This is a genomic window from Janthinobacterium sp. 344 (genome assembly GCF_900112025.1).
Taxonomy (GTDB): domain Bacteria; phylum Pseudomonadota; class Gammaproteobacteria; order Burkholderiales; family Burkholderiaceae_D; genus Janthinobacterium.
Genome location: NZ_FOKL01000002.1, coordinates 138762 through 148328, shown reverse-complemented (window position 1 = coordinate 148328; position 9567 = coordinate 138762). Strand labels below are relative to the sequence as shown.

At 62.5% G+C, this 9567-nt stretch carries 7 protein-coding genes and 1 pseudogene; 4 read left to right on the top strand and 4 right to left on the bottom strand.

Annotated features, from left to right (window positions below; genetic code table 11):
- A pseudogene (locus BM193_RS06895) lies at window positions 1-230 on the top strand (S-(hydroxymethyl)glutathione dehydrogenase); the annotation flags it as partial.
- Window positions 231-586: 356 nt separating this feature from the next.
- Window positions 587-1441, top strand: a complete 855-nt coding sequence (locus tag BM193_RS06890; RefSeq protein ID WP_092803130.1) for a hypothetical protein — start codon at window positions 587-589, stop codon at window positions 1439-1441.
- 22 nt (window positions 1442-1463) lie between these two features.
- Here BM193_RS06890 and BM193_RS06885 read toward each other — a convergent pair whose 3' ends face one another.
- On the bottom strand, window positions 1464-1739 hold the full coding sequence (locus BM193_RS06885) for a hypothetical protein (RefSeq protein ID WP_092803133.1): 276 nt from the start codon (window positions 1737-1739) through the stop codon (window positions 1464-1466).
- Window positions 1740-1854: 115 nt separating this feature from the next.
- Here BM193_RS06885 and BM193_RS06880 point away from each other — a divergent pair, with 115 nt between their 5' ends.
- Window positions 1855-4164 carry a UvrD-helicase domain-containing protein gene (locus tag BM193_RS06880; protein ID WP_092803135.1) on the top strand — a complete coding sequence of 770 codons (2310 nt, stop codon included), beginning with the start codon at window positions 1855-1857 and terminating at the stop codon, window positions 4162-4164.
- An 88-nt stretch (window positions 4165-4252) separates the two neighbouring features.
- On the opposite strand, the gene BM193_RS06875 is transcribed toward BM193_RS06880, so the two are convergent.
- The 3 genes from BM193_RS06875 to BM193_RS06865 form a co-directional block, all read right to left on the bottom strand.
- Window positions 4253-5038: a BPSS1780 family membrane protein gene (locus BM193_RS06875; protein WP_092803138.1), complete on the bottom strand. Its 786-nt coding sequence runs from the start codon at window positions 5036-5038 to the stop codon at window positions 4253-4255.
- Between the two features lie 2 nt (window positions 5039-5040).
- Window positions 5041-5997: a homoserine kinase gene (locus tag BM193_RS06870; protein WP_092803141.1), complete on the bottom strand. Its 957-nt coding sequence runs from the start codon at window positions 5995-5997 to the stop codon at window positions 5041-5043.
- Window positions 5998-6073: 76 nt separating this feature from the next.
- Window positions 6074-6487, bottom strand: a complete 414-nt coding sequence (locus tag BM193_RS06865; RefSeq protein ID WP_254785919.1) for a hypothetical protein — start codon at window positions 6485-6487, stop codon at window positions 6074-6076.
- A gap of 286 nt (window positions 6488-6773) precedes the next feature.
- Between BM193_RS06865 and polA the strand changes: the two genes are divergently transcribed.
- Entirely contained in the window at window positions 6774-9542 is a 2769-nt protein-coding gene (polA, locus tag BM193_RS06860) for a DNA polymerase I (protein WP_092803144.1), read from the top strand.
- Window positions 9543-9567: the final 25 nt, after the last annotated feature.

Below are 9567 nucleotides of genomic sequence, written 5' to 3'. Positions count from 1 at the left end.
AGGAAATTTCCACGCGGCCGTTCCAGCTGGTGACGGGACGCGAATGGCGCGGTTCGGCCTTCGGCGGGGCGCGGGGCCGCACCGACGTGCCGAAGATCGTCGACTGGTACATGGAAGGCAAGCTCAACATTGATGACCTGATCACGCACCGCTTGCCGCTCGAACGCATCAACGAAGGCTTCGACCTGATGAAGAGCGGCGAATCGATCCGTTCCGTGGTGCTGTACTGACCTGCCGTACTGATTGAAATACGCCGTACCCCGGCGTTTTGCGGAGGCTTCGGCCTCCGTTTTTTTTGCCAGCAGAATCCCGTTCATTCCGCCGATCCGTCATTCCATCCCCGATCCTGACACCTTGTCGCACGATGCTGGAACTGCGGGCACTGCGGCGCTATAGTCAAATTTCGCCGTACCACGGCGAGTTTCACGGGGGGACTCCGCCCCCCGTTTTTTTTGCCCGGCATTTCCGTCCATCGTGCCAGCCTGCCGTCCAGGCGGCGTTTTTTGCAGCCTGTCGCACGGCGCTGGAAGGGGCCGGGGTGCCACGCTACTGTACATGCTCCAACAATATCGATAACGAGGCAGCCATGTCCATTTCCCACCGTTTGATCCTCAGCCTGGCCGGTATCCTGATAGGCGGCAGCGCGCTGGCCGTGCAACCGCCCGAGCCGCCCGTGCCCCCTGCGCCACCCGCACCGTCGAGCAAGCAGATCAATATTTCCATGGACGGCGGCGACGGCTATGCCTTCGTCGATGGCGGCCGGGACAGGGTGACCATGAGCGGCAGCGATATCGATGGCCAGCAGATCAAGCAGCTGAAGGCCTCGATCAAGGGGCAATTCCTGTGGTTCCGCGACGAGGGCAAGAGCTATGTCACGCAAGACCCGGCACTGCTGGCCCGGGTCATCGCGGCGTGGAAGCCGTCGCAGCAGTTGGGCGAGCAGATGGGCAGCCTGGGCAAGCAGATGGGCGAACATGGCCGGGCGATGGGTGAACTGGGCAGCAAGATGGGCGCGCGGGGCCAGGCGCAGGCGCACGCCGGCGTGCGCGAGGCGGAACAGCTGCGCGTGCTGGGGCAGAAGCAGGGGGAACTGGGTCGCAAGCTGGGCGAAGCGTCGCGCCGCCAGGCGCAGGCCGGCACGGAGGCGGGCCGCCGCGCGGCCGAGCGCGAGGTGGAACGCCTGCAGCAGCAGATGGAAGACGGACAGGACGCCATGGAAGAGGTCAACGACCGCATCGCCGCCGCACAAGAGCGCGAAGCGGACAAGGCCGATGCGCTGTCGCGCCAGATGGATGACCGGAGCAAGCCGATGGATACCCTGGGCAAGCAGATGGGCGAACTGGGCCGCCAGCAAGAGAAGGTGTCGAAGGCGGCCGACAAGGTCACGCGCCAGGTGATCGCCCAGGCGCTCAGCGAAGGCAAGGCCCGGCTGGTGCGCTAAGTTGCTGCGCTGATTTGCTGCGCTAGGCTGGGTGCCAGGTGGCGGCCACGGCGCGGTATTGCGCCGGCAACTGCCGCCTGGCCTCGTCCACGCTGGCATGCACCTCGTCTTGCACGGCGTTCCACCGCGCATCGCAGCTGAAGCGGTAGACGCCGGTCTCGCCCGCATACTGGCACAGGGCCAGGCCGTGGATGGCGAGGGGGGCTGTGCCGGTATCGTCCGGGACGTGGCCGAAGGGAATGTCGGACCAGGCCCAGGCCAGTACGCGGGCGCCGTCGATGTGGCTGGGAGGTGGCATGCGCGGCGATGTTGTCAGGGTGGCGGGAACGCCGATTGTAGCGCGTGCACGGGGAATACAGCGCGACCGCTGGACAAATGCACAGTATTTTTAGCCATGCCGGTATAATCACGGCATGCAAAATCTTCTTCACAACCTCAATCCCGAACAGCTGGCCGCCGTCACCCTGCCGGCGCAGCATGCGCTGATCCTGGCAGGCGCCGGCTCGGGCAAGACCCGCGTGCTGACTACCCGCATCGCGTGGCTGATCCAGACCCAGCAGGTATCGCCGCCCGGCATCCTGGCCGTGACGTTTACCAATAAGGCCGCCAAGGAGATGCTCACGCGCCTGTCGGCCATGCTGCCGATCAACACGCGCGGCATGTGGATCGGCACCTTCCACGGCCTGTGCAACCGCCTGCTGCGCACGCATTACCGCGACGCGGCCTTGCCGCAGACGTTCCAGATCCTCGATTCGCAGGATCAGCTATCCGTGATTAAGCGTTTGTTGAAGGCGAACAATATCGATGATGAGAAATTCCCGCCGAAGACGGTGATGTATTTCATCAACAATGCCAAGGACCAGGGATTGCGCGCCACGGACGTGGAAGCGTACGACGCGCACGAGCGCAAGATGGTCGAGCTGTACCAGCTGTACGACGACCAGTGCCAGCGCGAAGGCGTCGTCGATTTTGCGGAATTGCTGCTGCGCACGTATGAATTGCTCAGCCGCAACCAGCCCTTGCGCGAGCATTACCAGGCCCGTTTCCGCCACATTTTGGTGGACGAGTTCCAGGATACGAACAACCTGCAATACAACTGGCTCAAGTTGCTGGCCGGCCATGGCAGCCGCGATGGCGGCGCCCTGTTTGCCGTCGGCGACGATGACCAGAGCATCTACGCCTTCCGCGGCGCGAACGTCGGCAACATGAGCGCCTTCGAGCACGAGTTCCAGGTGAAGAACTTGATCAAGCTGGAGCAGAACTACCGCTCGCACGGCCACATTCTTGACAGCGCCAACGTGCTGATCGCCAACAATAGCAAGCGCCTGGGCAAGAATCTGCGCACGGACGCGGGCCATGGCGAGCAGGTGCGCGTGTATGAAGCCAGTTCCGACTTGCAGGAAGCGCAATGGATCATCGACGAGGCGAAAAGCCTGATCGCCGATGGCGCCTCGCGCAGCGAAATCGCCATTTTGTACCGCTCGAACGCGCAGTCGCGCGTGATCGAACACGCGCTGTTCTCGGCCGCGATTCCGTATCACGTGTATGGCGGCCAGCGCTACTTCCAGCGCGCCGAGGTCAAGCATGCGATTGCGTATTTGCAATTGATGGACAATCCGCACAACGATTCGGCCTTCTTGCGCGTGGTGAACTTCCCCACGCGCGGCATCGGCATGCGCTCGATCGAGCAATTGCAGGCCGCGTCGGAACAGTACGGCATTTCGCTGTACGCATCCGTGCCGTATGTTGCCGGCAAGGCGGGCAGCGTGCTGGCCGGCTTCGTCAAGCTGATCGAAGGCGTGCGTTTCGAGACGCAGCAACTGTCGCTGCCGGAAATGGTCAGCGTCGTGCTGGAAGCGAGTACCTTGCTGCAGCATTATCAGAATGAAAAGGAAGGCGCCGACCGCATCGAGAATCTGGAGCAGATGGTCAGCGCGGCCAGCCAGTTCATTTCCGAGGAAGGTTTCGGTCAGGGCGCACCGGCCCACCTGGGCCCGGCAGCCCAGGCGCAGTCGGGCGCGCCCGTCGTCAACCAGGATGGCATCGAAATTTTAGATGCCGACGCGCCGCTGCCGGCCGTGATGTCGCCGCTGTCCGCCTTCCTCTCGCACGCGTCGCTGGAAGCGGGCGACAACCAGGCGCAGGCGGGCCAGGATGCGCTGCAGATGATGACGGTGCACTCGGCCAAGGGCCTGGAATTCGACAACGTCTTCATCACCGGCCTGGAAGAGGGCCTGTTTCCGCACGAAAGCAGCTCGAAGGAAGACAACGGCGTGGAAGAGGAACGCCGCCTGATGTACGTGGCCATCACGCGCGCGCGCAAACGGCTGTACATGAGCTTTTCGCAGACGCGCATGTTGCACGGCCAGACGCGCTACAACATGAAGTCGCGCTTCTTCGACGAGCTGCCGGAGGAATCGCTGAAATGGCTGTCGCCGAAGGTGCAGGCCAACTGGTTCGGCAACCGCAAGTCGGCCTGGGACGAGGCGCCCCGCGTGGCCAGCCTCGGTTCGGACAATGCGATTGCGCAAAAGATCGCGCAAAAAGCCACGGGCGGCGGCTGGCGCATCGGCGAATCGGTGGCGCATGCCAAGTTCGGCGAAGGCGTGATCGTCAACATCGAAGGCGGCGGCGGCAATGCGCGCGCGCAAATCAATTTCGGCCAGCACGGCATGAAGGTGCTGGACCTGGGGATTGCCAAGCTGGAGAGATTAGGGCGTTGATCGCCGGGGGCAAAATACCGGGGGGCAGACCCCCGGTCATGTTGGCGCCAAGCTTTGCGCTAGCGGTGTCGAGGGGCTGACCCCAGCTTTAATTTTTGTCCAGCGACACAGTCTTGCTCTCATCGACGGGCAAGCCGAAGATCTGGCGGTAGGCGGCGTAGAACGAGCAATGCATGATGATGGTGAGTATCATCGACAGCGGCATCATCAGTTGCATCATCAGCGGGCTGCGGCCAAAGATGACGGCCAGCAGCTGGCTGCTGACGACGCTGATGGCGAACCAGGTGGCGGCGAAGACGATGAAGGCCGACAGCGAACGCCAGACGGCGAAAAAGCTGAAGAATAGCGACTTGCCCAGGCTCACTTTTTGCCAGTAGATCAGCGGCGCGGCAAAGCAGAAGGCCATGGCGGCCGGTACGTACAGGGCGATGGCCGTCAGGATGGCCATGCCGATATTGGAATTGAGAATGGCTTCCTTGGCCGCTTCCTGGTCCAGCTGACCCGTGACCATTTGCCACAGCACGCCGCCGTCGACCAGCGTCGAGGCGCCGATGGCCAGGATGGCCATGATGATGTACAGCACACCCAGGCCGAACAGTACGGGGAAGGCGGGCTTGCGGAAGCCCGACATCAACAGGCTGGGCAGGACGCGCTTGCCCTGGTCGATGTTCAGGCAGCCTTGCACGAAGGCGACGGAAAACACGGGCACCAGGATGACGGGCAGCAATTGGCCCAGCAGGGGAACGATGCTGACGGCCAGCATGCAGAACATATAGCCGAGAAACAGCATCGACATGCCGCCAGGTTGCTTGCGAAACAGGCCGAAGCCTTGTTTCACCCAGAGCCAGCCTGTACTTGCAGGTAATTTTTCCATTTTTAAAACAATTCCGGAGCAGGTGTGGCAATCCGTTCGCGCAATATGCGTTCGAAATGCGTGGGATCGTGCGGCGTCAGCATTTCGGCTGCGCGCGGCTGGTAGTAATCGTACAGGCGCGACAGCCAGAAGCGCAGGGCGGCGGCGCGCAGCATCGGTTGCCATGCCGTCTGTTCTTCGGCCGTGAACGGACGCACGGCGTGGTAGGCGTCGAGCAGGGCGCGCACGCGCGGTACATCGAGCACGCCCGTGTCCAGGTCCACGCACCAGTCGTTGACGGTGACGGCCACGTCGAACAGCCAGGTGTCGCAGCCGGCAAAGTAAAAGTCGAAAAAGCCCGTCAGGCGCTCGCCGTCGAACATGACGTTGTTGCGGAACAGGTCGGCATGCACGGGGCCGCGCGGGATGGCTTTATACGTAGCGCAGGCAGCGAAGGCGTCCTGGAAATGGATTTCCGCGCGCAGCAGATGGGCGCGGGCGTCGTCGAGGTGCGGCAAGACCAGCGGCGTGGTGCTGTTCCACCAGTCCAGGCCACGCAAATTCGGCTGTTGCAGGGGGAAATCCTGCGCCGCCAAATGCATTTTCGCCAGCATGGCGCCGACGGCCGCGCAATGCACGGCTTGCGGCGCCATCTGCGAGCTGCCGTCGAGTTTGCTGACGATGGCGGCCGGCTTGCCTTGCAGGGCCGTCACCAGTTCGCCATCGGCATTGGCGATCGGCGCGGGCACCAGCACGCCCCGGTCCGCCAAATGGCGCATCAGCTGCAGATAGAATGGCAATTGCTCGAAGCTCAGGTTTTCAAAGATCGTCAGCACATACTCGCCGCGCTCCGTGCTCAGGAAGAAATTGCTGTTTTCGATGCCGGAAGCGATCCCTTTGAGCGCCAGAGGCTTGCCGACTGGGAATTGCGTGATCCACTGGCCGATATCGTCCAGGTGTAGCGCGGTAAAAACTGCCATGGGAAAAAATGAGGTCTAGAGGATAAAAATGCCGGCTGCCCCGCAGGTGGCGGGGCAGGGCGGAGACGGTCGCTGCTTATTTCGCAGGCACGGGAGGGGCCGGTGCGTCAGCGGCTTCTTCGTCGCGCTGCTTCTGTTTCTTCTTGCCCAGGTCGAATTCCAGCACTTTCCATTGGGGGCCGCGCAAGGCGCCGCCATTCGCCTGGTCGGCGCCGGCGGCCGGTTTCATGTAATACGTGCTGCCGCCCGTGGTGACTTTTACTTCGCTGGTCACGCCCGCTTCGCGTTTTTCGGTAATTTGCTGCTTGCTGGCCGCTGGCGCGACGGTAATGGGGGCTTCGCCCATTTCCTCGATACGTTCGAGCTGCGGTGGCGCGTCGCTGGGCTTGGCTGGCGTCTGGGCGCTGACAATGGCTGAGTATGCCAGCAGCGGCAGGGCGAGGAATTTCCAGAGTGTCGATGTACGCATCATGATGGGGTTCGCTTCCATGTGTGGACTGCAGCGCGTGCAGTGGGGTCATGCCGTCAATTTATCTATAGGGCATTGTAACAAACTGGTAAGGAGTGCTGTTTAAATGCCGCTGTTTAATTGCGCGGAGAGGGCCAGGCCGCCAGCCGGGCGCCCGGGCGGGGCGGGTGGCGCGGCCGGCAGCGTGAAAAACCCGCGTCGCGCACCCGGTGGCGCGGCCCTAAACTCTGCGATAATTGTGCGATATTCCACCCGCCCGCCGCTGTTTCTCCCAGGCAGGCGCGGCTCACCTTATTTTATTGGCATTATGCAAAACACCCTGCTGTTAGTCGACGGTTCCAGTTACCTTTATCGCGCCTTCCATGCGCTGCCCGACCTGCGCAGCCCGGACGGTTATCCCACGGGCGCCATGCATGGCATGGTCAACATGCTGCGCCGCCTGCGCGCCGATTACCCGGCCGCCTACATCGCCTGCGTCTTCGATGCCAAGGGTAAAACTTTCCGTGATGACATGTATCCGGAATACAAGGCCACGCGCGCCTCGATGCCGGACGACCTGCGCCTGCAGATCGAACCCATCCACGAAGCCGTGCGGGCCATGGGCTGGCCCATCCTGATGGTCGACGGCGTGGAAGCCGATGACGTGATCGGCACGCTGGCCGTGCAGGCGGCCGCCGCCGGTATGAACGTGGTGGTGTCCACGGGCGACAAGGACCTGGCGCAGCTGGTCAACAGCCAGGTGATGCTGATCAACACCATGAGCAATGAAAAGCTCGACGAAGCGGCCGTGCTGGCCAAGTTCGGCGTGCCGCCCAACCGCATCATCGATTACCTGTCGCTGATCGGCGACACGGTCGACAACGTGCCGGGCGTGTCGAAATGCGGCCCGAAGACGGCCGTCAAATGGCTGACCCTGTACGACAGCCTGGAAGGCGTGATGGAAAACGCGGCCAGTGTGGGCGGCGCCGTGGGTGAAAACCTGCGCACGGCCCTGCCATGGCTGCCGCAGGCGCGCGCCCTGATCACCGTCAAGACCGATTGCGATTTGTCCGGGCACATGGGCAGCATCGCCGACTCGCTGGTGGCGAAACAGGAAGACAAGGAAGCGCTGCTGGCCTTTTTCCAGCGCTACGGCTTCAAGGCCCTGCTGCGCGAACTGGGCGCGGCGCCGCCGCCCATGTCGCCGGTCGGCGCACCCGCCGCCGGTGCCGCCGGTGCAGCCGCTGCCAATACCACGGGCGACATGTTCGCCGATGCCGCCCCGGCACCGGAAGCCGAGTATGAAACCGTGCTGACGGAGGAACAGCTCGATAAATGGATCGCCCTGATCGACGCCGCTGCCCTGACGGCCGTCGACACGGAAACCACCTCGCTGGAACCGATGACGGCGCAAATGGTCGGCATTTCCCTGTCCGTGGCCGAGCACAGCGCCTGCTACATTCCGCTGGCCCACGATTACGCGGGCGCGCCGGAACAGTTGTCGCGCGAGCACGTGCTGGCGAAACTGCGTCCGTGGCTGGAAGACGAGCACAAGCCCAAGCTGGGGCAGAACCTGAAATACGACAGCCACATCTTCGCCAACCATGGCGTGACCTTGCGCGGCATCGCCCACGATACCCTGCTCGAATCGTATGTGTTCGAATCGCACAAGAAACACGACATGGACAGCCTGGCCCTGCGCCACCTGAACTACACGACGATTCCGTTCGAGGACGTGTGCGGCAAGGGCGCCAAGCAGATCACCTTCAACCAGGTGGAAGTGGAGCAGGCGGCGAAATATGCGGCCGAGGATGCGGACGTCACCTTGCGTTTGCACAACGCCATGTGGGGCAATGTGGCGAACGATGAAAAATTGACCTTCATCTATGAAAAGATCGAGATGCCGACGGCCGTGGTCTTGCAAAAGATCGAGCGCAACGGCGTGCTGATCGATGACGCCTTGCTCAACATCCAGTCGGCCGAGCTGGCCGTGAAGATCCTGGAGTTGGAAACCAAGGCCTATGAACTGGCCGAGCAGCCATTTAATTTAGGTTCGCCCAAGCAGATCGGCGAAATCTTCTTTGAAAAGCTGAAACTGCCGGTCGTCAAGAAAACCCCGACGGGCGCGCCGTCGACGGATGAAGAAGTCTTGCAAAAGCTGGCCGAAGATTACCCGCTGCCGAAAGTGCTGCTGGAATACCGGGGCATGGCCAAGCTGAAGTCGACGTATACCGACAAATTGCCGAAGATGATCAACGTCACGACGGGCCGTGTGCATACGAACTATGCGCAGGCCGTGGCCGTCACGGGCCGCTTGGCGTCGAACGATCCGAACTTGCAGAATATTCCCATCCGCAGCGCGGAAGGCCGCCGCATCCGCGAAGCCTTCATTGCGCCGCCGGGCAGCCACATCGTCTCGGCCGACTATTCGCAGATCGAATTGCGCATCATGGCGCATATCTCGGGCGATGAAGCCATGCTGCGCGCGTTTGCCGACGGCATCGACATTCACCGCGCCACGGCCGCCGAAATCTTCGGCGTGCCGGCTGCGGAAGTGCAGAGCGAGCAGCGCCGCTATGCGAAAGTCATCAACTTCGGTTTGATCTACGGCATGAGCGCGTTTGGCCTGGCCGGTAATCTGGGCGTGGACCGCACGGCCGCGCAAAGCTATATCGACCGTTACTTTGCCCGTTTTTCCGGCGTGAAACAGTATATGGAAGACACGCGCCAGCAAGCCAAGGCGCGCGGCTACGTGGAAACCGTGTTTGGCCGCCGTTTGTGGCTGCCGGAAATTAACTCACCGAACGGCCCGCGCCGCCAGGGCGCGGAACGGGCGGCGATCAACGCGCCCATGCAGGGCACGGCTGCCGACCTGATCAAGCTGGCCATGATCGCCGTGCAGGGCTGGCTGGAAACGGACGGCTTGCAGACGAAGATGATCATGCAGGTGCACGATGAACTGGTGCTGGAAGTGCCGGACGCGGAACTGGAACTGGTCAAGCGCAAGCTGCCGGAACTGATGGCCGGCGTGGCCGCGCTGAAAGTGCCTTTGACGGCCGAGGTGGGTGTCGGCAAGAACTGGGACGAGGCGCATTAATTTTATCAACACACCCTTCAGGAGA